This window comes from Paenibacillus sp. R-74696, from assembly GCF_055814915.1.
In genome coordinates, this window is record NZ_JBPULM010000029.1 from 1 (window position 1) to 21,921 (window position 21,921).

At 47.7% G+C, this 21,921-nt stretch carries 18 protein-coding genes; 10 read left to right on the forward strand and 8 right to left on the reverse strand.

What is annotated here, in order from left to right; translation table 11 throughout:
* Positions 1-137 precede the first annotated feature (137 nt).
* Positions 138-1,619: a methyl-accepting chemotaxis protein gene (locus ACSR9A_RS11200; RefSeq protein WP_473757314.1), complete on the reverse strand. Its 1,482-nt coding sequence runs from the start codon at positions 1,617-1,619 to the stop codon at positions 138-140.
* A 47-nt stretch (positions 1,620-1,666) separates the two neighbouring features.
* Positions 1,667-2,239 (reverse strand): GNAT family N-acetyltransferase, encoded by a 573-nt coding sequence (locus tag ACSR9A_RS11205; protein ID WP_473757315.1) that lies wholly within the window; start codon positions 2,237-2,239, stop codon positions 1,667-1,669.
* Positions 2,240-2,588: 349 nt separating this feature from the next.
* Here ACSR9A_RS11205 and ACSR9A_RS11210 point away from each other — a divergent pair, with 349 nt between their 5' ends.
* From ACSR9A_RS11210 to ACSR9A_RS11225, 4 genes are all read left to right on the forward strand, one after another.
* The gene (locus ACSR9A_RS11210; protein ID WP_473757316.1) at positions 2,589-4,535 is read left to right on the forward strand and encodes a helix-turn-helix domain-containing protein; all 1,947 of its coding nucleotides are present in this window, start codon (positions 2,589-2,591) and stop codon (positions 4,533-4,535) included.
* A 307-nt stretch (positions 4,536-4,842) separates the two neighbouring features.
* The gene (locus ACSR9A_RS11215) at positions 4,843-6,462 is read left to right on the forward strand and encodes a helix-turn-helix domain-containing protein (protein ID WP_473757317.1); all 1,620 of its coding nucleotides are present in this window, start codon (positions 4,843-4,845) and stop codon (positions 6,460-6,462) included.
* An 86-nt stretch (positions 6,463-6,548) separates the two neighbouring features.
* On the forward strand, positions 6,549-7,511 hold the full coding sequence (locus ACSR9A_RS11220; protein ID WP_473757318.1) for an ABC transporter substrate-binding protein: 963 nt from the start codon (positions 6,549-6,551) through the stop codon (positions 7,509-7,511).
* A 145-nt stretch (positions 7,512-7,656) separates the two neighbouring features.
* Positions 7,657-8,802, forward strand: coding sequence for a stalk domain-containing protein (locus tag ACSR9A_RS11225; protein WP_473757319.1), 1,146 nt, complete (start codon positions 7,657-7,659; stop codon positions 8,800-8,802).
* Between the two features lie 100 nt (positions 8,803-8,902).
* Here the strand turns inward: ACSR9A_RS11225 and ACSR9A_RS11230 are convergent, their stop codons facing one another.
* From ACSR9A_RS11230 to ACSR9A_RS11240, 3 genes are all read right to left on the reverse strand, one after another.
* Positions 8,903-10,858 (reverse strand): AraC family transcriptional regulator, encoded by a 1,956-nt coding sequence (locus tag ACSR9A_RS11230; RefSeq protein WP_473757320.1) that lies wholly within the window; start codon positions 10,856-10,858, stop codon positions 8,903-8,905.
* 598 nt (positions 10,859-11,456) lie between these two features.
* On the reverse strand, positions 11,457-12,395 hold the full coding sequence (locus ACSR9A_RS11235) for an aldo/keto reductase (RefSeq protein ID WP_473757321.1): 939 nt from the start codon (positions 12,393-12,395) through the stop codon (positions 11,457-11,459).
* Positions 12,396-12,443: 48 nt separating this feature from the next.
* Positions 12,444-13,442, reverse strand: a complete 999-nt coding sequence (locus ACSR9A_RS11240; RefSeq protein ID WP_473757322.1) for a Gfo/Idh/MocA family protein — start codon at positions 13,440-13,442, stop codon at positions 12,444-12,446.
* A 122-nt stretch (positions 13,443-13,564) separates the two neighbouring features.
* Here ACSR9A_RS11240 and ACSR9A_RS11245 point away from each other — a divergent pair, with 122 nt between their 5' ends.
* Positions 13,565-14,416, forward strand: a complete 852-nt coding sequence (locus ACSR9A_RS11245; protein WP_473757323.1) for a helix-turn-helix transcriptional regulator — start codon at positions 13,565-13,567, stop codon at positions 14,414-14,416.
* Positions 14,417-14,578: 162 nt separating this feature from the next.
* Here the strand turns inward: ACSR9A_RS11245 and ACSR9A_RS11250 are convergent, their stop codons facing one another.
* The 3 genes from ACSR9A_RS11250 to ACSR9A_RS11260 all read right to left on the reverse strand — a co-directional run bounded on the left by ACSR9A_RS11250 (position 14,579) and on the right by ACSR9A_RS11260 (position 16,382).
* Positions 14,579-14,863, reverse strand: a complete 285-nt coding sequence (locus ACSR9A_RS11250; protein WP_341280850.1) for a hypothetical protein — start codon at positions 14,861-14,863, stop codon at positions 14,579-14,581.
* A 113-nt stretch (positions 14,864-14,976) separates the two neighbouring features.
* Positions 14,977-15,333, reverse strand: coding sequence for a hypothetical protein (locus tag ACSR9A_RS11255; RefSeq protein ID WP_473757324.1), 357 nt, complete (start codon positions 15,331-15,333; stop codon positions 14,977-14,979).
* Between the two features lie 197 nt (positions 15,334-15,530).
* Complete coding sequence (locus ACSR9A_RS11260) at positions 15,531-16,382, reverse strand: AraC family transcriptional regulator (RefSeq protein WP_473757406.1); 852 nt, start codon at positions 16,380-16,382, stop codon at positions 15,531-15,533.
* Positions 16,383-16,548: 166 nt separating this feature from the next.
* Between ACSR9A_RS11260 and ACSR9A_RS11265 the strand changes: the two genes are divergently transcribed.
* The 5 genes from ACSR9A_RS11265 (at position 16,549) to ACSR9A_RS11285 (ending at position 21,913) form a co-directional block, all read left to right on the forward strand.
* Positions 16,549-17,712 carry a Gfo/Idh/MocA family protein gene (locus ACSR9A_RS11265; protein ID WP_473757325.1) on the forward strand — a complete coding sequence of 388 codons (1,164 nt, stop codon included), beginning with the start codon at positions 16,549-16,551 and terminating at the stop codon, positions 17,710-17,712.
* 204 nt (positions 17,713-17,916) lie between these two features.
* Positions 17,917-18,336 (forward strand): GNAT family N-acetyltransferase, encoded by a 420-nt coding sequence (locus ACSR9A_RS11270; protein WP_473757326.1) that lies wholly within the window; start codon positions 17,917-17,919, stop codon positions 18,334-18,336.
* A gap of 27 nt (positions 18,337-18,363) precedes the next feature.
* Positions 18,364-19,221 carry an aminoglycoside 6-adenylyltransferase gene (locus ACSR9A_RS11275; protein ID WP_473757327.1) on the forward strand — a complete coding sequence of 286 codons (858 nt, stop codon included), beginning with the start codon at positions 18,364-18,366 and terminating at the stop codon, positions 19,219-19,221.
* Between the two features lie 374 nt (positions 19,222-19,595).
* Positions 19,596-20,387 carry an SDR family oxidoreductase gene (locus ACSR9A_RS11280; RefSeq protein ID WP_473757328.1) on the forward strand — a complete coding sequence of 264 codons (792 nt, stop codon included), beginning with the start codon at positions 19,596-19,598 and terminating at the stop codon, positions 20,385-20,387.
* A 140-nt stretch (positions 20,388-20,527) separates the two neighbouring features.
* On the forward strand, positions 20,528-21,913 hold the full coding sequence (locus tag ACSR9A_RS11285; protein WP_473757329.1) for an AraC family transcriptional regulator: 1,386 nt from the start codon (positions 20,528-20,530) through the stop codon (positions 21,911-21,913).
* Positions 21,914-21,921 lie beyond the last annotated feature (8 nt).

The following is a 21,921-nucleotide window of genomic DNA, read 5'->3' on the forward strand; positions in this document are numbered from 1 at the left end:
GGAGCTAACCTTTTAGGGTTAGCTCCCACTTCTTATTCTATTCATGTGATTTAGGAAGGGAGAGTGCTCGGTTGGGTACAGTGAGTGGGCAGAAGCCGAAGCTGAAGCATCGGCTTTGCCTACACAAATGGCCGAGGCTACTGCTTTGCTACCATCGCCTTGAGCTCTGACAACAACTGGTCCAGCTGACCGTACTCCTGCACCATCGTATGTATCTTCACATCCTGCGTCTCCATGCTAGCATGAACCTCTTCAACGGAAGCCATGTTCTGTTCAGTCGTAGCAGCAATATTGACCATCTCATCGGCCATGCTTGCATAACGCTCATGCAGATCACCTGCAGAACTGCCTACTGTATCAGAGTGCTGCCTCACGAGCTCCATATTTTCGCTGATGCGATCAATAAGCTGCTGTAACTGAAGTGAAACATCCCTGCTGGTTGTCACTGCTGCTTGTCCACTTGTTACCTGCACGTGAACAGCGCTGATTTGCGAACGAATGCCAGCTAAAATCGTAGTAATTTCGTGTGCTGCAGCTCTTGAGTTATCGGCAAGCTTACGTACCTCATCGGATACGACTGCAAAGCCTTTGCCATGCTCGCCTGCTCGTGCTGCTTCAATAGCAGCATTAAGCGACAGCAGATTCGTTTGCTCTGCAATCTCGCTGATCGTTCCGACAATCGAGCTTACACGATCATTTTGCTCATTAAGCTGGTTCATCATTTCGACTGTATGCATGATGATCGCTCTAACGCGCTCAATCTCGTCTGATAATGCAGCCATTTGATCCCGATTCTCCACGGTCAACGCGGCATTGTCCGCTGAATATTGTTGCAGCAGTTCCGTTCCATTAAGCAAGCGCTTGACAGCTGTGTCTATTATCTGGGTCGTATCGCTAATATTCATAATGGTTCCCGTCTGTGTCTCAATGGCAGCCGACATGGCGGAGAAGGTCACCGTCACCTCTTTGGAGATTTCACCTGTTGAACGGACAGTTGCTTGTTGGCTGCTGCTGAACTCGGTAAGCACAAGAATCGAGGATTTCAGCTTGGTAAGCAGCTCCTCCGCCATATCCTTGGAGGCTTCTGCCTCGCGCTGCTTGTCTGTGACCTGCTTCTGCAGCCGCTGGGTGAAGTTGGCCGAGAAAGCCAGCGCCCCTGTTGCAAACATTAAATACAAATACAAATAGACGAGTGATTCTCCTGGGAATAGCTTAGGCTGAAGCACGGGGTTCATAAATAAATAAGTGCTCAGTGCAGCTCCCAGTATGCCTGTGAAAATAATAGGCCGATAATCGGCGTACAAGGTGATGATGGCCAGATTAACATAAACTAAAAAATAGGTGCTTACGATGGGGTTTGGATCGGAAATGATAAGAAAGGAGACAATTATCGTTAAAATGCATGGAACCATATACTTAATGTAGTTTGTAAGGACACCCCTATAGGTCATAAAAGTGGCTGCAGCACTCATTCCACCTCCAACAGAGGCAAGGAAAAGAATCATATTTTTATCCAGACCGATGACAATATCTGTGGCTATTCCTAGAGCGAGCACGCCCCAAAGTATTTTTATTAACAATCGGTTCCGCTTATCAAGCTCCGTTAGTACTCTCTTCATCCTCAAATCCACCTTTTTATAATTTATACAGCTAGGCCGATTCAGTTCTAGACTCCTGCGTTGCTAGCGTGTGCAGTGAAAACGGCCTGCTGCGAATAGGAAAGCCAAGCATATTTTTGTTTATTTGAATACATTTGCTCCACATTAATTACCATTGGAACCACATAATCGCCTTTATAAAATACCTTCTCGCCAAGCTTCTCCAACGGTACCTTGAAGGTAACCCGCAATGCCCTAAAAAATACAGGCTCCAGCAACGAAACAAAATATTTGATCTGCCGTTCCTCCGCCGTATAGATAAGGGAGGAAAGCAGCTCAGATATGTATTGCTGCCCTCGATACGGCTTTAATAAGGCTATTTTGTCAATTTCCGCAATTTCTCCCTGTGCGCGCCTCAGCTCCGGGTGCTCCTGAAACAATCCGGCTTCGTTGATCGCGCTTGCAGCACTATACGGCTTAAGCTCAGCCGTGCCTACATAATGGCCCTCCGCCGTGACAATCATAAGTCGCTCCAGTGCTTGAGCGGAAAACTCAAGATCAAATCCTTTTTCCCTCCAGACGGTTGTCCAAACACCATTAAACATCGCTAGCTCCAGCTCATTCTCCACCCGCTTAAACATACGTATGCTCTCCTTTGGTTTTTCTCTTTCTCCCAAGTGAATGATCTATATAGTATATTTATCGGGATAATTCACTTAATAATGTACATGCATCAAATAAATATTTACTTTACGTTTAGTTGTAAAATTTATCAGCTTTATATCTATCATTTCTTTACAAACCGATGGTTTCAATATGGAGCAGTCTGCTAAATTCTCAAATCAAATGAAGCTTCGAATCCATATTAAGTTATTGAAAAAACGATCGGCAAAAAGAAAAGCAATAGGACTGACGTACTTGCTGCTTGGAGGTTATCCTTTATAATAAAGGAAGCAGGTTCAGCATTCATTTTCGTTTCGAGGTGTTTTTATGGAATGGCAGAATACGATCCAATTATGGAACCAAAGACCTGTTCAAGTGCTGGATATTCGCCATCTTACGATGAAGCCGGGAGAGGCGCGGTTAGCCTATCGTCTTCCTGCAAACGCTTTTGTATATGCCAATCAAGGCAGTGCCAGGCTGGAAATGGAGGAGCTGGAAGCTCCTTGCGATAATGGTTATTTGCTGCATAGTGGAAAAGGAGCTAACCTGAGCATATGGTGCGGGGATGAGCCGTTTGACTATTATTTAGTTTTGTATAAACCACTGGGCTTGATAAGCAATCAAGTAAGAAATGGTAATTTAGAACAGCAGGATGTGTTCGGGCGGCGCTATGCCTTTGAGGTGATGCATGCTTTGTCTCTGCTGTCGCTGCTGGAGCAGATGTCCCAGCTGTGGGAAAGCAGCGAGGAGCTGGATCGTCTGCAGGTAACGGGACTTTTCTATCAATTCGTGGTTGAACAGTTTCGCCAACTGCAAATGGTGAAGGCCGAAGCAGCGGTACCAGATTTACCAGAGCAAATCGCTGAGTACATTCACGAGTATTTTCAAAAAACGGTAACGATGGAAACGATGGCTGCGAAGTTTCATTACAGCACGCATTATTTGGCAAGGGTGTTTAAGCGCAAATTCGGCTGCAGCCCCATGGAATATTTGTTGCAAACTCGGATTAATCGAGCCAAATATTTGCTTACGGAGACGGATACGCCTATTCGCAGCCTTGCTGAAAAGGTGGGCTATACCGATATTTATTATTTCAGCCGTCTGTTCAAGAAGCTGACAGGAGTCACTCCTACACAGTTTAAAAAGCTTAATCTCGGCTCAATAGGTTCAATTCGTCCAAAAATGATGCCCGAATCGTTCATTGCTCCGCAGGCTGGACAAGGCTATATTGATAATAACGAGAATCATTATCAACATAACGCTTGGAGAGTGAATGAAATGAAGTGGGGTTTTAAGCCATCTTTTGCCGTAACGTTATTATTTAGCTTGTCGCTGCTGCTTGCTGCATGTGGCGGTACAGCTGCAGAGCCGCAGCAGAGCGCTCAAGGGAGCAATGCTCAGCCAAATGCAACCGCCACGGCTGATGCAGCGTCGGAGTCACCAGAAGCAACGACAAGAATGTATAAGGATGCACTCGGACGTGAGGTGGAAATTCCATCGAACCCTAGCAAAGTGGTTGTTATCACTTATGGCGGTTATTTGCTGCCTTTGGGCTTGCAGCCGGTTGGCGTGGATCAGGCGGTGCTTGATCATTATCCGGAGGAGCTGGCAGGCGTTGCTAGCATTGGTGAAGGGCTTGGCAATGTCGAGGCTGTTTCTGCGCTCGAGCCGGATTTGATTATTTTGCCAGAATATCATGATGCATCGGCCTACACCCAGTTTGAAAAGATCGCGCCAACCGTTGCTGTCTCATGGGGCGGCGATCCCGATGTCATCAATACGCTGCGGGACATGGGCGATATTATGAACCGCAAGCAAGAGGCGGAAGCGTGGATTACTAAATTTGAAGCGAAGCTGCAAAGCGTCCGCGACCAGCTTGAAGTAAAAGTGACGCCGGGCGAAACGGCTATCACCTTTATTCTTTATCAAGGAGAGCTGTTTCTTGGAGGTGAAGGCGGCACGCTCGGCAAATTGATTTATGAGGATTTCGGCTACCAAATGCCGGAACAGTTCAAGCAATATGCGGATGGCGGAGCCGCACTATCCATGGAATCGCTAGCCGATCGCCCAGCCGACTATTTCTTCACGCAAATGACCGACGAGGAATTAGTGGAAATGAATAAGCTGTTCCAAGAGCCGCTGTACCAATCGATCCCTGCGATCAAAAATAATCGGATTATCAACGTAACCCGCGATAAATGGAACTACGGTCCTTATTTAGCGGAGCAAGCGGTTGATGAGATGATTGAGAAGGTAGCGAATGCTCAAAAATAAGCAAGTGTCTGTCAGGGGCCCTATGCTTGAAAAAAAGACTGAAAGTCCGGGAGCTTGCCTCCCGGACTTTTTTTTGAAATATAGGAAAGGATATGATTTTCCCATCCTTTCTCTATATTTCTACGCGAAACAGTAGCTTTGCCGCCAGAGGACGGCGACAGCCGTTTCCGCTTGCGTCCTTCCGTTTGTAGGGGCACAGCTATAGCCACGTCAATGCCACAGCCGCCCTGCGGCCTTTCTGCTAAAATAGAAGGTAACCGTGGTTAAAGGACACCATCATCTAAAATACGCATACAAGGTGAAGCATATGGAACAGGGCAGGGAAATGACGCTGGAACTCATTGCGGCAAATGTACGAATCAAGCACATTCATTACGAACGCTTGGAAGGGGATGAGCATATTCAGCTGAGTCATAGAGCTGGAGGGAGACTTCTGCTCGTTGCAAGCGGTGAAGGTGTATTGGATTACGGGGACCGAGAAGCTAAACGAACGATACGACGGGGCAGCTTTTGCATCAGCATACAGGGAATAGATATTGCTGTTCATGCAGCTGATGAAGAACCAATTGGTTTTTATGAGCTTATTTTTCAGCATGATTTGCTGCAGGGCAATTCAGCTGCCTTTTGTTATTATGCAGAATTGTCCAAGCGTGCTGCTGGGCAGCTTATTGACCGCATGAAGGAGCTGTATGTGAATCGCCTTGATCAAGGCGAGCTGGAGCGATTCCGTCTGCACATTGATTTTCAGGAGCTGCTGTATCGAATGTTAAAGGATGTGGAGGAGAAGCGGGAGCTGAGCCAACGGGAATCGCTGCTGCTGACTGCCAGATACATGGAGCGAAACTTTCATGAACCGTTATCGCGGGATAAAATGGCGGAAATGGCTGGCATGAGCGCCCCGTATTATTCTCGTGCCTTCAAGAAGGCGCTGGGCAAAACGCCTCAGGAATATTGGACCGGAGTCCGGCTCAATCATGCGAAAAAAGCGCTCATTCAAGGCAGCGACAAAATGAGCGAGATTGCCGAATTTACCGGCTTTGGAGAGCCTTATTATTTTAGCCGTGTATTCAAAAATGTGCTCGGCATTTCGCCGACAGTCTATCAGAAGCAGCCACGCCAGCGGGTCGTCTGTCTTTATCCGCCGTTTATCGACTGCATGCTGGCGCTGGGCGTGATGCCATCCGCAGTCATGATCGATTCGGCCCATCCGCTGAGCGGACGCCTGGAGAGGTCGCTTCACTTAGGAAGCGCGGAGGCGGCGTTCGGAGAACGTGAGGCGAGCCTGCTGGAGGAGCAGCAGCCGGAATTGATTTTGTGCAGCGACTATATTCATCCTGATCAGGAGCAGCAGCTGAGTCGTATTGCACCAACGGTACCTGTTACTTGGAGAAGAGACCGGCGAACCGATTTGCTGGAAATTGCAAGGCTACTGGGAAGGCGCGAGACAGCCGTGTTGCTGCTTGAAAGCTTCGATAAACAGCTGGAGCATGCCCGTGAGCAATTAAGCCGAAGGATAGGGCGCGCAAGTGTCGCGATGCTGCGATTTCATGCACAGCAAATGCGCCTATATGGCGGCCCTAAGCAGGGCTTCGTTGGTCCTATACTCTATCGCGATTTGAATTTGCAGCCGCCAAGGCTTGTTCAGCAACTGACATGGGATAAATGGTGGGCTGCACTGACGCCTTCTCAGCTGCCTTTGCTGGATGCCGAGCATTTGCTAATCGTTATAGATCCTGGCATGGAGCAAGAAGCGGAGCGTATTATGGCAGGAGAGCTGTGGGCCAAGCTTGCTTCTGTCCGAAATGGACAAGTCTATATGGCCGACTATTTTACGTGGATGAGCAGCGGCATGGAGTTGGATAAGCTAAAAATAGCAGAAGCGCTGCAATTGTTTGCTACTCACCCTCAGGACACAAAAATCCTATGAAAAAGTTCGATTTGTCCTTGGGAAACCAATGAAAAAGGAATATAGTGATAACGATTATCATTATATTCGTGGGAGTGGTTGGAAAGATGTTTAAGGCAGGCTTATTGCCCAGCATGATGCTGGTGCTGATTATTTTGATTACGGGATGTGGGGCATCAGAAATTGGCTCCGGCTCCGCAGAGGCTGTAACGGAAAGTGCGCCCATATCAACGGAAACGAGCACGGCAGCAGAACGCGTTGTTACAGATGAGCTTGGGCATGAAATTACGATTCCGGCTGAGCCGAGCAAAATTATCGGCATTTATTTAGAGGATGAATTAACGGCACTGGGCGTTACGCCGATTCGCAAATCAAGAATTGGCACATGGAGCGGACAAGACTATTTGGGACTTACGGTAGAGGACATTGATATTGAAGGCGATGTCGAGGCTTTTGTGAAGGCGGAGCCGGATTTGATTTTGACGAATGTGTACGAGGAAAAGCAATATGGACATTTATCCAAGGTTGCTCCGATGTACGCTTTTACGGATGCACGCGCGGACTGGCGTTCCACGATTCGGACTCTAGGGGACTTGCTTGGCAAGAAGGATAAGGCGGAAGAGGTTATTGCTTCGTATGATAAAAAAGCGGAGGAAGCCGCAGCTGTCCTTAAAGCTTCCATTGGTGAGGAGACGGTCGCGATACTGCGTGTGCATGCCAAGTCGCTTAGACTTTACGGAGGACCGGGTTATGCAGGACCTGTCGTGTACAACGAGTTGAAGCTGAAGCCAAGCAAGCTGGTGCAGGAGCTCGTGCTTGACAAGGAGGAGAAGGTGGTCAACTTGTCAATGGAGATGATTCCGCAATTGGATGCTGATCATATTTTTCTGACGGTAGATACGGGTGCGGAGGAACAAGCGAAGGAACTGCTCGAAAGCTCGCTGTGGAAAAACCTGCCTGCTGTTAAGAATGCCAGCGTCCATGAAGTGAATTTCGAGACGTGGATGAAGAGCGGCCCAATTGCTGACAGCAGCAAAATCGATGATGTGCTCGCGGTATTGGCACCATAAATTCCTTATTTTAAAAAATGAAGCTGCTTTCGGCGTTGTGCTGGAGGCAGCTTCTTTTATTATGCGGTTATTGTTGAACTCTCTAATAAACACTGTTTCATGCCGATAATTACAATAGTATACGGATATACGGAGGGATAAACAGATGGACAGAAAGCAAGCAGCTAAAGGCAGCTTATTACTGCTACTAGCTTTAGTATTAATTATGATGTCTATATCATCAGTATCGGCGGCAGCTGTCCCAGTCGAGAAGCCGATAAAATTTTATGTACAGGGTAAAGAAATTAAGCCCGTTAACGCCCCCATTATTCGTGGAGGACGGGTGTATGTTGAGTTTCGCAGCGCCGTGAAGGCTTTAGGCTTTACTTTTAACTATGATAAGTCGAGGAAGATCATTACGGCCAGATCAGAGGATGCCTTTTTCAAAATTGATTTAAATAGTGGTACGACTTACGTTAACGGAAGAATGTTCAGGTATGATTGGGAGACGCCTGCTATTATTGAATCTGGGGCAAATACATTAGTACTGGGGCATTTATTTCATGCTACTGATTATTTGTATGCAGATTATTATCCAGACAAGAATATCGCAGAGGTATATGAAAGTGCGTGGGGAAAACCAAAGAAAGCCGATCTAAGAATGATACGCTCCATCCTTGAAACGCATTATTATACCGTTTTTGAGGCTGCTGAGCTAAGAAGTTTTGAGTTGAAATCATGGGGAAGTTTCGTGACCATAAACGTAGATGTGTTTATACCTAAGAGCGGGGACGAGCTGCTGGATCGAATGCTTCATGCGGATATTGAAATCAAACGTGTAGATGACATGGGATGGGCAATACATAAAATTATGCCAAATATTGAGTTTTTAGATTACGAGTTGCTTCCAGAAAGGGAAGTGGAGGTGCTGCTTGACGATAAGACTGAAATTTATGCCTTAGTAGAAGCTTACATAAAGGCATTGAATGACAAAGATGCCGTAGCTCTAATTGCGCTGCTACCTCCTGACTACTGGCTGGAGGAGAAGAGTCTAAGCAAGGAGCAGTTAGAGGAGTATTATAGTCGTAATCTATTTAGCTATAATTTCGAGTATAAGTTAAATCAAGCTGCGATAGTATCTTATGAGGCTAATAAAGCTAAAGTATATATTTTCTCAACATTGATAGATAAAGATAATCCGCTGGAGGAATATCCAAGCCATTACCTACAGGATGTGGTCCAAGCTTCTGACGGCAAATGGTATATGAACTTCCATAAATTTGTGCTATTAAACTCAGAAATATGGGAATAAGTCAAAACAAGCAGTGATAGGCGCTTACGCCCGTCGCTGCTTATTTTTTATGGAGCTAATCATTGAACTCATTAATCAATTTCATTAGCCCCATTATTTATCATTCCGTACTCACAAGCCAGTCAGCCAGCTCTTCCGTTTGGGTCAGGATGGCGATCGGGTCCCAGTACCAGGAGCGTTCTTTGCCCCAAATAAATACCCGGTCGTTTTTGACAGCGTCGAGCGTGGACCAGATCGGGTCTGCTTTGAGATCGTCAATGGACAGCCTATCGGTCGTGAGCACAATATAATCCCCCGCATATTGAGGCAATACCTCATTCGAAAGGGTTGCCCAGCCCGGATCGCTTATCTCAGCAGCTACTGCAGCAGGAGGCTTAAAGCTAAATACATTGTAAATGGGCTGCCCGCCTTTGCCATAGTTGGCGCCAACCGCCGAAACGTCTTTGCCAATCCATTCCAAGACGGAAAACGTGCTGTCTGCGGGAATGACCTCAAGTACTTTTTCTTTTGCAGTTGCTATGCGCTTATCGTAGTCGGCAAGCCATGCAGTTGCTTCCTGCTCCTTGCCCAGCAGCTCGCCAAAATAGGAAACTTCCTCATGTACCGATTTAAGTGAAGCATAAGGAATAATAATAGTTGGTGCGATTTTGCTGAGCTGATCATTCATTTCAGTATACATGTCATCCATAATGATCAGGTCAGGCTCCATGGAAACAATTTTCTCTAGACTGCCGTTTCCGTCTCCTAAATCCTCTACATCCTTTAAAGCTTCGCTTAAATAAGGATTGGAAAGATGGTGGGTGGAGGTTCCAACCGGAATCACACCGAGTGCCAGCAGGCTGCCTAAATATTCTCCGGCCACTACGCGTTTTGGATGCAGCGGAACTTTAACATCGCCCATAATAGTTGATACGGTTTTAGTTCCTTCTTGCTCAGGCGCGGTAGTTGCCGTTGCTTGCGGTGAATTGCTTGGTTCGGTAGAGCTTGCTGCACCAGTCCCAGCATTATTGCTTGACGCTTGCGTTCCGCAGGCGCTGAGAAGAAGCATAAAGCTGAGTAATAATACCGCCGCCATGGACGGTTTTGATTCACTAAACATGTCAGACTCTCCCTCTTCGCTACGTTGATAATCGTTATCAGCTACATCAGTATAGCGGAGCGTTTTTGGAGGGGCAATGGAGAATCTCATGATTGTAGCAGGACAATCTTCTAAGCTTTGTTTAGTGGAATGCTCCGCTCTGAATAGAGAGGGAGAGACGCCTTTATATTTTTTGAACAGTCTGCCTAAATAATAAGGGTCACGGTAGCCAACACCTGCCGCTATTTCGCTTAACGTGGCATCCGTTTCAAGCAGCAGAGCCGCGGCCCTGTCAATACGGACTTTGATTAAATAATCAATAGGGCTAACGCCCGTTCGGCTTTTAAAATAGGAGGATAAGTGAGGAACGCTGTAATTCAGGCTTTCCGATAAGGATTCAAGTGTGATGGGTTCGGCATACTGCTTATGAATGATCGCAATGATTTGCGCCGCCAAATCACGCTTTTCTGCACGAGTGCCCTGCAGCTTCAGTTGATTTAATAGTTCGTGGACGAACTGGGAAAGCAGGTTTTTGGCGCGCAGCTGTCCAAGTGCCTCCGCCTTGTTCCATTCCTTGTGCATGTCCGTCAAGCAGCGGAATAAAACGACGGGGTGGGCAGGCGCAAATTCATATAGCGTGTGAAAAGGGCGCAGCCGTTCAGCAAGCTCAATAACGTGCTGCGGCGCAGGCTCCGGAATTGTCGCTTTATAATAGACGCTATAATATTCAAAGCCGTCCTCGCCAGCCTGAAAATCATGCGAGGCTCCTTTACCCGTATGCAAAATCTTAAAACGGCTTAAAGGATGCCATTCCCCGTCAACCTGAACCTGTGCGCTTCCACGTATACACATAATAAACAGGCTGGCAGGTGCTCTATATGGACGAGTGGGTTCATCCGGTTTCAAAATAACACGGCGAACATCCAGCAGCCGGCAATAGGTGTAATTCCATATCGCGATATGATCATGTACGTCCATGCTCTGAAACCTGCTTTCTCAATAAATGCCGGGCTGCTTCGTGCTTATACGACCTATTATAATTGACAGCTCTTATGATCAACAACCAGCGGTGCCGCAAACTGTGGCTGTTGTTTTTTTATGATGAAGAGGGTGTGCTGAAAAATAGAAAGGGGCTGCCCCTAAGTCATCTTGGACGACTGAGAGGGCAACCCTTTTTTTAAGTCTAATTTTAATGATTAAATCAGGTTCGTTTGTTGCAGTAGCGTTTGCATACGTGCCTAAGGCGTGTATGCAAACGTAAGTGAGGCAGATCCTGATCGAAGTTCGCGTCAAACATAATCCCTGTACAAAGATAGAATTGGCGGACACAGCAGTCGCTATTTTAACCGAATCATGGGTCACGGAAGAGACTGCGGACTCAGGAGCCGTTAGTACGCTGCTCAACGCCATTTTGACGGGAAGAAGTGGGCAATAACGGATTTCCTGTCCGCTTATAGCCTAAAATCGGATCAAATGCCAGAATAGCGGAACCTAAGTCCGCCAAGAAAGGAACAGAGGGCCGACTCTATTTTGAATTTATACTCTAGTACTTCTTTAAAATTATTGTCCTATAATCTTACCCACGATCCGAGCTCAGATCCAGCCAATTCCGCTCTTCCGCTGTCAATGTAACGAGCGAGCCCTCGTCGCAGGAGCGCAGCTCCTCCAATGATTGTGCGCCGATTAAGGCGCAGGTTGGAAACGGCTGATTCAGCACGTAAGCAAGTGCGATTTGAATGGCTGTGACGCCTTTGCGGGCTGCAAGCTGCTTGGCACGCTCAAGTCGCTCCCAGTTGCCGTCGCTGTAGAAGACGCGGACCAGATCTGCATTTGACCGATCCTCGGGCGTAAAGCGTTCCGTGAAGAAGCCTCTTGCTTGGGACGACCATGAAAATAACGGCATTTGCGTTGCTTCATGCCACGCGGATGTCTCCTCATCGGCGGAAACGCAGCCAGCCCAGAACGGTTCGTTTGCTTTTGCCAGGCTGAAGTTGGGGCTGTTGAAGGAAAAGCCGACCAAGCCTTTGGCTGCTGCATAATCATTGGCTTCCTTAATACGCTGCCATGCCCAGTTGGACACGCCAATCGTCCGGACAGCGCCTGAGGCGATATGCTCGTTCAAAATGTCAATGACCTCACCAGCGGGAACGGCTGGATCATCACGGTGCAGCGCATACATATCAATGTAGTCGGTTTGCAAACGCTCGATGCTCTTGGTTAAATCGCTGCGAATGGCTGCGCTGCTTACGCGTGGTCCATTCTGATCATGGTGCGCGCCTTTGGTCAAAATAACCCACTGCTCGCGATTTCCTCTTTCCTTCAAATAACGGCCGATGACTTCTTCACTTTGCCCGCCGCAGTAAATATGAGCCGAATCGATAGAATTGCCGCCAATGGCGAAAAACGCATCCAAATTTGCCGCAGCTTTATCGTAGCGCTCATGGGTAAAATAATCGGAGCCTTTCATTAACCGGGATACCGGTTTGTCCAAGCCTTGCACCTTTAAATATTCCATTGTTGTCGAGGCCTCCTTAATAGGCTAATGTGCTTGACGTTAACTGGTTTATAAAATAACCCTTTGACGCTCGTGCGCAGACAGCAGGCAAGCATCAATCACTTTCATATTGCGAATGCCATCCGCAGCACCGAAGGTTAAAGCTTTGCCCTCTGTAATGGCTCGTGCCATATGGTCGGCTTGCGCGGTATAGGCATTGACATAAGGGACTTCAACTTCCTTGCGCTCGCCGCCAGACGTGACGAATATCGTGCCGCTTTCTGGTGTAGGCGTAATAAAAGCAGAAGGAACCTCGATCATTCCATCGCTGCCTAATATCTCAAGCGGGTTGCGGAAAGCGGACCACATGCCGCAATCGAAGGTGAGCGATACATTGCCCTCGAATTCGACTAATCCGGACGCCATCATATCGACATCGTCATGCTCGGGTGAAAATTGGGCGTTTACCGTTACCGCTTCGGGTTCCTTGCCGAGCAATAGGCGGGCTGCATTAATCGGGTAGCAGCCTACGTCATAGAGGGAGCCGCCGCCCCAAGCTTTGCGATAGCGAACGTTTGCTGTATCGCCTGCATTATTGAACGTAAAAGCACTGCGAATGCCGCGTACTTCACCGATAGCACCGTTTGCAATTAAGTCTTTAATCGTTTCATAACGGGGATGGTAGCGATACATAAAAGCCTCGGAAAGCAGGACGCCAGCTTGATCAGCGGCTTCAGCCATTTCTGCTGCTTCGCGAGCCGTAAGGGCAAGCGGTTTTTCGCATAAAATATGCTTGCCCGCAGCAGCAGCCTTGATCGCCCATTCCTTATGCAAATGGTTAGGAAGCGGTATATAAATGACGTCGATGGAGCTGTCCGCCAAAAGGGCTTCGTAGCTGTCGTATGCATTCGGAATTTGGAGTTGTTCGGCGGTTTGCTTTGCCTTCTCTCCGTCGCGGCTGGCGATGGCTGCCACTTCATTTAATTCGGATAAGTGCAGTCCCGGGATAACAGCGCGTTTCGCAATTCCAGCGCAGCCTACAATGCCCCATTTCAACTTTTTGCTCATGATTCAACCTCGCTTTGTATGTTGATTTATGATGATATTGCGATTATAGAGGATGTGAATTAAAATTAAAATGATAATATTTTGCATCCTATTAAAACAATATTGTCATTGAGGTGTTGAATTTGCATCGTCAAAGCCATTTGCTTACCCTGCCAAATATGCCTTACTTTTGTTTTCCGGAATCGATTGGAAATTACAGTGAACAGCCCGAGCATAGCGTGTATCGGGAAGCGGGCGCCTTGAACAATTTTAATATCCATTTTGTTGCCGCAGGCAGAGGATTTGTCGAATTGGACGGTGTCGTCCATGAGCTGCGCGCGGGAGAGGCGGTGCTTTATTTTCCGCTGCAAAAGCAGTGTTATTACAGCAGCGAGGATGAGCCGTGGGATATCCGCTGGGTTCACTTTTATGGCGGCAGCGGGCTTCGTGATTATTTGATTGAGCAGGGCTTGCATAAAAGCCCCTTATGGAGGCTTCGCCAGCCTGCGATTTGGCAGAAGGCCCATGAGGAGCTGCTGAGTGAAGCGGAGACTTATCGCATGCTGCATCCGGCTCATCTCTCTATGCTTACTTATGCTTTGCTTACGATATTCGTCGAGCAGGCAGTAGCGCTGAATCGGGGCAAGGCGGAAACGTCCGCCGACCGTATTATGGAGCTGCTTCCGCTGATGCAGCAGGAGGCCGTGAAGCCTTTTATTTTGGATGAATGGGCGGAGAGGCTCAAAGTATCGCCTTATTATTTCTGCAAGCTGTTTCGGGCGGCGACGAGGATGACGCCGATGGATTTTATTACGCGCTGTCGTCTGCAGGCGGCTAAGCAATGGCTGTTGGAGCGAAAAGACGACAACATTGGGCAAATTGCCGAAGAGGCGGGCTATCCAAGCGTCAGCTATTTCAATAAGCGGTTTATGCAGCATGAAGGGATGACGCCGACTGCTTACCGCAGACTTTATGGGATACATGGGAAGGAATAATAGGGCGTGATCTAGCACTAGCAGACTGGGAGCCAAACGTGAGTATCCCGGCGATTCAAGGGGAAATTAAATAAGGTTGGATTTCCTCGACTAAAGGAGAATCCAACCTTTTTCCGTTTGCAGCATGTGTGCTTTCGTTAGTTGCCAATCGGGTGTGGAGGTCTACGAGGAATGCTTTTTTAACTCAGACTTTTTGTAAACCAATTGCCTGGAGATTTCGGCTTGGGTCTTGGTGCTTTCAGCGATTTCCTCATTTAGTTTATTAATACGGGTCAGTTTGCTGCTTAAATCGCTCGGCAAGCTGCTTTTTTTGCTATCCTTTTGCAACTGCTTCAGCTTCGCTTGCGCTTTTATGGATTTATTCTTTTCCAGTAGGCTTTGGGCTTCTAAAGCAGCAATTTCTCTTTTGAGCCGGCTTATAATCGATGAAGTGAAACTAATGGACATTCAGGCACCTCTTTATCATATCGTAGAGCATGCTTCTATTTTACTATAAAGCAGTTGATTGTGGGAGAAGGAAATGGAATAGCATAAAGACACACACCATAATCTATTAACTTTCATACAATAATATCAACTCTATGACGAAGGAGATGGTATTTTTGTCGAGAAAAGGAGGAAGCAGCGGTGGGAGCTGTGGCATTAAGAGTTTCGGCAGTCGCAGCTATGGAAGCAAAAGTTATAGAAGCAATAGCCCCAGCATTATAAGCTTCGGAAATACAAGCTACGGAATTAAAAACAACGGAAATAAAAATAACGATAATAAAAACAACGATCATAAAAGCTATGACAATAATAGCAAAGGCGAGCGAAGCCACCGCAACCAAAGCGGATGCAATAAAAGGGAGGACAGCAACAGCTGCATTCGGAATATTCTTATGCGCATTGGTTTGGGTACACCTAATATTCGCATTCATTTTGACGGTACCTCCCATGTCGGCGTGTTTTTGGGAGCTTCCGACGGCTGCGCCATTCTTAACGTGAGGGGTGTTGTTACTTATATTAAAATCACTTCCATAACCGCGGTCGAAATTGGGGTTAAAGCGAGGCCTCGCCGGCATAAAAAATGGAAATGTAAAAAAGGCTAGCATATTTCTATGAGGATAGGTCAGCTTTATTTTCTTCGCTGGATATGCAGCCGATATTGATGCGGCGTATGTCCCATCTGCTGACGAAACACCTTGCAGAAATAAGAGGGATTGCCCATGCCGACACGGGTGGCGATTTCAGGTACAGTCAGCGTCGTTTGGATTAAATAGAGGCAGGCATGACGGACGCGCGTCGCTTTGGTGTAGTCCATAATGGTCGAGCCCGTGGCCTGCTTGAACAAATGGACGACATGATAGCGGGACAGATGGAGCGCTTCGGCCATTTGCTCCAGTCGAAACGGCTCCTGATAGTGCTGCTCGATCCACTCCATCATTTCCTCTGCGCGGTGGCTCGGCCTTCTTGTTCGCAAGGCGGACTGGCTGCCGGGCTTTTGGCGAATGGCTTTTAATTGCCGCAGCAGCTCCAGCAGCAGAAAATGGTCTTCCTCCTCTTCCGCTGGTTCATCAGCGGCGAGCTGCTCCCTTGTTTCCTTAAATTGCTTCAACAGCAGCGCAAGCGGCGATGTCTCAGCAATATCGTACCAGGGCTCGCCGCTCGATTGGAGCAGCAGTTCCTCGAAAAAGGCTTTCAGAAGCGGGAAGGCGCTCCAGTATTTTTTGAGCGGCGACGGCTCAAACATGAGCACGGTGCGGATGAACGGCTGCTCCGCCGATATATCCATCTGTACCCGGTGAAGCTGAAAGGGATGAAAAACCATTAAAGTATTGGGCTCAACCCGGTAGCGCTTGCCTTCGACAATGAGATCCCCATGTCCGGCATGGACATAGGAAAATTCCATTTGGGAATGGGCATGAAACACCTCCCAGAAGCTGCTATCGGATGAGATGCGATAATTGAACGAAAACTGCTCCTCCATTTTGTGCACGGCTGCCCAGCCTCCTTATCTCGCAAATAACTGCAAACGCTTCAAAAACCGCAATATAGTTGTATTTTATCACAATTCCCAATCATAAATGATGCAGATTTTCCTTTAAAATAAAGAGGAAAACATCAACTCATTCGCGGACGGGGGAGTTCGTTTTATGCTGAAAGTAGCGGTTATTGGAGCAGGAGCCATTAGCTCCGCACATTTGGAAGCGTATAAAACATTCGGAGAGCGCTGCAAGGTTGTAGCGATTTGCGATTCTTACATGGATAAGGCACAGGCGAGACTGGAGCAGTTTCAATTTGAAGGTGTTAAAATTGTAGCAGACTATAAGGAACTGCTGGGAGAGGATATCGATTTGGTATCCATATGTACGCCGCCGTATACCCATGCTCCTATTGCGGTTGATCTTCTGAACGCTGGCAAGCATGTACTCGTGGAGAAGCCGATGGCCTCTTCTTTGAAGGAATGCGACCTAATGAATGAAGCGGCCCGCCGCAGCGGGAAAATCCTTTCCGTTGTGGCGCAAAACCGCTTTAAAACGCCGATGATGAAGCTGAAATCGGTAGTAGATAGCGGTTTAATGGGTCCTATCGTCCATGCCCAGGTTGATTCCTTCTGGTGGCGGGGACATTGCTATTACGATTTGTGGTGGCGCGGCACATGGGAAAAGGAAGGCGGCGGCTGTACGCTGAACCATGCGGTGCACCATATTGATGCGCTGCTGTGGATGATGGGCCAGCCCAGCGAGCTGCAAGCATTTATGACGAATACATCGCATGATAATGCGGAGGTTGAGGACCTGTCGATGGCGATGCTGCGCTTCCCGCAAGGGGCGCTCGGCATGGTGACCAGCTCGGTCGTGCATCATGGCGAGGAGCAGCAGCTGATTTTTCAAGGCAAGCAGGCCCGTGTATCCGTTCCATGGAAAAGGAAGGCTTCTATCTCGCAGCCGAATGGCTTCCCGATAGCCAATGAAGAGCTGGAGCAGCAGCTGCAGAAGCTGTATGACGGCCTTCCGGAGGTGGCGTATACGGGCCATTTTGGACAAATCGATAACGTTCTGACCGCGATAGAGACGGGCGCGCCGGTTCTCATTGACGGCATCAGCGGCCGCAGCACGCTTGAATTTATTACGGGCATTTACAAGTCGGCAAGCACAGGTGAAAAGGTCACGTTTCCACTAGCGGAAAGCGACCCTTTCTATACGCGTGAAGGCCTAATGGCGAATACGCCCCGTTTTTATGAGAAGAGCGCCTCGGTTGAAAATTTTCAGGAAGCCGCCATTACGACAGGCAGCAGCCTGGAAAATAAAGCATAGCCCTGCAAATGAACGACAGCCTAGCCCAAGCATTCGGATGCTTGGGCTAGGCTGTTATTATTTTTGATCATCCTGTATAAATGGGTGAAAGGTAAGCTACCTCTGTAACATATGATTGATTTGGATATAGCTTTTTTTCCATTTGCGGTTGATAATACAAGCATGGGATAGGAATTATCTAGGAGAAAGTAGAGGGGGAGCATCATGGAGCTTCAAATCATCAATGAATCAAATTCAGCTGATAAGAAAGCTGTGCTAAATAAGCTAATCGCCTTTAATAAGAAGCATTTTCCTAAAGAATTGAGCGACAGATACCAAGAGATTAATCTGATTTTAAAAAAGGACGATGGCGTCGTATATGGCGGGCTGCTGGGCGAAGTGTGCTGGAACTGGCTGGAGGTGCACATTTTGTATGTAGATGAGGAGCTGCGGAAATTAGGCTATGGGTCGAAGTTACTGGAAGAGGCGGAGAGGCTTGCCAAAGAGAAAAAATGCGATTTTATTAAGCTGGATACGTTAAGCTTCCAAGCGTTGGATTTTTACAAGAAGCATGGCTATGAGGTGTATGGAACGATAGACAACGCCGGTGGCCATCAGCATTATTATTTGAAAAAGGATCTTTAATACTCCATAAGTAAAGGCGGATCGAAAATGGCGGATTTATACGAAATGCTGGAGCAGCGAATTGTAAGCTGGGCTGGTGAAAATGAAGAAATACAGGCGATGTATGTCATGGGCTCGCGGGCAAGAACGGAAAAGCCGTTCGATGAATTTTCCGATCTGGATATTGTCATTTATTCGACCAATCCGGACTACTATTTTCAAAATAATGATTGGCTGCTGGACATTGGGGAAGTATGGACGAGCTTCATGTACCGGACGGCAGGAGGAGATCCTGAGAAGTTAGTGCTTTTCGAAGAGGGGCTGCAGGTGGATTTCTTGTTTTGTCCTATTGCTGAACTGGAACGTTTGGCTGCTATTGGACAAGTGCCGCAGGGCTTTAGGCGTGGGGTAAAGCTGCTGCTGGACAAGACGGGCAAAGGGGACAAATTGATTCCTAAAACAGCTGTCCCTGATCTGCCGCCACCGATTACGGAAGCTGCCTTCCAGCAGGTCGTTAACCAATATGGGTTTGCCTGCTTGTATGTGGCTAAGCAAATTTTGCGCGGTGAATTGTGGGTCGCTGGCGAAAGGGATCATGATTGCAAGCAGCAGCTGCTGCAAATGATGGAGTGGCATGCCAAGGCGATTCATGGACAAAATTATGACACCTGGCATGCAGGCAAATTTATTGCAGACTGGGCAGATGCTGCGGTTATAGCGGACTTAAAGCAATCATTTGGAGGTTTTGATCAGCTTGCTAGCTGGAAAGCCTTGATCGTTTCCTTTGATTTATTCAGCCGTCTGTCTTTGGAGACAGCGCAGGTTTATCATTATGATTACCCGCACAGCTTGTATAGCCATATTAAAGCTTGGCTGCAAGCGAGACAGATGGACAAAGTTAATTAAAATGGCTTAGCTGCATGCAGCTTGTGTAAGTGAATGAAGGGTAAAATTTTCTTATTTTCTATAATTGCCCAATATTCCTCTTCATGTTATGCTCCCAAGTAGAGATGCTTAAAAAAGGAGACTTGAACCAGTCATGCGGATGTTCCTGTAGAGGTTGCTAGTAGAATAGAATGCCGCTTTAGCAGATGGTTTTAGCTTGCTATTGTATTTGGCGTTCCTTTCGCAAACCTTACAGGATAAGCAGGGCTGGGGATTTCATATACCCCTGTCAGCGGCTGCCTATAGGCAGCCGTTGTTCGTTATGGGGAAGTGCAGCATCTCGGATGAATGCCTAATGTCTTCTTATCCTCCAATAATGAATGGGGGAATTATATATGACTTCTACAATAGCTTCAATGAAAAATAAAATTGCCATCGTGACAGGCGCAAGCCGCTCCACGGGCATTGGAACAGCGATCTGCCGCGTGCTCGCGGGCAGCGGAATCGATATCTTTTTTACCCATTGGCAAGCGTTTGATGAGTTGGAGGGTAATGGCCTGGAGCAGGGTTGGCCGGAGCAATTGCACGTTGAATTGGAACGTTTAGGTGTAAGGGCAAGACATATGGAAGCTGATTTTTCCAACCCAGATATGCCCTCTCTCATTATGAATGAGGTAGAGCGGACGCTGGGCAGTCCATCGATATTAATTAATAATGCGGCTTATTGCGTGCCTACTAATTTTCGGACGCTGGATCTGGCACTGCTTGAGCAGCATTATGTGGTGAATAACCGTACAACGATGCTGCTTAGTACCGAGTTCGCAAAGCGTTTCGAGCAAAACCAACCATCAGGAACGAATGGAAGAATCATATTTATGGTGTCTAAAGGGCCGGATGCGGACAATCTCGCCTATACGGCTACGAAAGGCGCTTTAATCGCTCTCATCGAGCCGCTTGCAGTAGGGCTTGCTCCCCTGCAAATAACGGTCAATGGCTTCGATCCGGGGCCGACTGATTCGGGCTGGATGGATGATGGGATGAAAGCCCACTTCCTGCCGCTGTTCCCAATGGGGAGAATTGGCCTGCCGGAGGATGCGGCGAAGACGATCCGTTTCCTAGCCAGCGACGACGCACAGTGGATTACAGGGCAGGTCATTAGATCCGAAGGCGGATTTTTAGGTAAGTAAATGAATGCTTCAGATTGGTTTGATTCACCAAGGTATTTAAATATTTTATTGGAAGCGGCTGCTATAATGCGGCCGCTTTTATTTTTTTTAGGCGTATGCCACAATAAATGGACGATGGATATTGCTGGGAGGGACGGCATATGGCGTTATTGTTTATTCCCGGCCGCGGGAAGGACAAATGTCTGGAGGAGTTTGCGCTGCCGGATTTTAGGTTCAGCTTCCAGCTTTATGGTACACACTGGCGCAGTGCGGAGCAGGGCTGGTCTTACCCGGAGCATGACCACCCGCTCCTGGAAATTAATTTGGTCGTTGAGGGGTTTCAGAAAATGATCATTAATGGCATTCCTTATGAGCAATTACCTGGTGATTTGGTCATTATTCCTCCCGGCTATACGCATGAGAGCCAGACGAATGACAAGGAGGGAGTCACCTACTTCTGCCTGCACCTAGATATAGAGGACCGCTCGCTGGCTTACTCGATTTTTCATGATCCGCAGCTGTTTTATGCAGCTGCCTCTAGGGTGGTGGAGCGGCTGCGACCGATTCTTGACCAATTAATCGAAGCCTCTCGCCATTCGGCTGCAATGAGCCAACTGGAACGAATGAAGCTGCGGACTTATGTGCTGCAATTGCTTATTGTGATGATTGAGCACAGGTTGGAGGGAAGAGAAAGCCTTGTGCTTGAGGCAGGCCTAAGGGATGAGAGTCGAGGACCCTCGCTCGAAATTATTAAGCTGCGCGAGCAAAATGCGCTGGAATCGCGTGTGCAGGATTTATTTTATGAACAGCCGCCGCCGGGGCTGCCGCTTGACCATTCGCTGTTCCCACCGCACCGCTGGATTGGACTGTTCACACTGACGAGCCCCGACCGTGAGTTTCGGGCGAAGCCAGAGCGCTTCTGGGCAAAAAGCTTGCTGGAGGACGTTTTAGCCAACTATGGTATCTGCGTCATTATTATGGAAGGCTCGCGTATGACGGCGGTTTTATTCTCAACAGATATCGCTGTTCCTGCTTTGGAGCCGTACATAGAGGAGGCCAGATTATGTCTGGAGCAAAAGCTGGCTGTGCAATTAGCAGTCGGACTTGGTGGCGTAACTGCGGATTTGGCTTCGATTCGTGCGATGTATGAGCAGAGTATGAGAACGTTTCAAGAAGGCCTGCACGATTCAACGATCAATCGAACAATGAATGAATTTGTTCATCGTATTATTCGGAATGCGATGTCGCACATTCAATATGAATATGCCAATCGCGAGCTTTCCCTCAGCATGCTGGCGAATCGGCTCGATGTAACACCCAATTACTTGAGCGCCCTATTCACTTCCGAGACGGGCCTATCCTTCACCCGCCATTTGACACAAATTCGGATGGAACGGGCGAAGACGTTATTGCGCGAGACCAATTTGAAAATTTATCAAATATGCCATAACATCGGCTACTCCGATCAAGCTTATTTCAGCCGCTTGTTTAAATCGCTGGAAGGGGTGAGCCCCTATGATTACCGCATCCGTGCAAGTTCTATCTGAAAAGTGCC